This window comes from Oceanivirga salmonicida (genome assembly GCF_001517915.1).
Lineage (GTDB): Bacteria > Fusobacteriota > Fusobacteriia > Fusobacteriales > Leptotrichiaceae > Oceanivirga > Oceanivirga salmonicida.
This window is the reverse complement of record NZ_LOQI01000190.1, coordinates 1-417: the sequence shown is the minus strand read 5'-3', so window position 1 is coordinate 417 and position 417 is coordinate 1. Positions and strand designations below refer to the sequence as shown.

Genomic DNA, 417 nt, shown 5'->3' with positions numbered 1-417 from the left:
CAAAATTAAATTTATCTAGTTGATTTAAAGTTTCTATTCCTACTGTTGCCTTAGTGCTAGGTTTTACATAACCACCTAATAAAATGAAGTTAATTTCATTTTTAATTAGTTTATTTATATGTTCTATACAATTAGTTATTGCTGTTATATTTTTTCCTTTTAAATAAGGTATGAGTTCAAATATAGTGGTACCAGCATCTAAAAAAATAATGAGATTATTTTTTATATATTTACTTGCTTTTTTTGCTACTGCTTTTTTTGCGCTTAAATTTTTTTTACTTCTTAAATTATAGTCTATATCTTGACTAATACTTTTATTTTCAATTCCACCTGATATTCTATTTAGAAGTCCCAATGTTTCCATTTTTATAACGTCTCGCCTTATAGTTATAGCTGAAACATTCATTTGTTTTTCTA

1 protein-coding gene is annotated in these 417 nt (G+C 24.2%); it reads right to left on the bottom strand.

All coding sequences use genetic code 11. The features are described 5' to 3' along the window. Nucleotides 1-417, bottom strand: a 417-nt coding sequence (locus AWT72_RS08895) for a DeoR family transcriptional regulator (RefSeq protein WP_156413163.1), incomplete at both ends; no start/stop codon positions are given.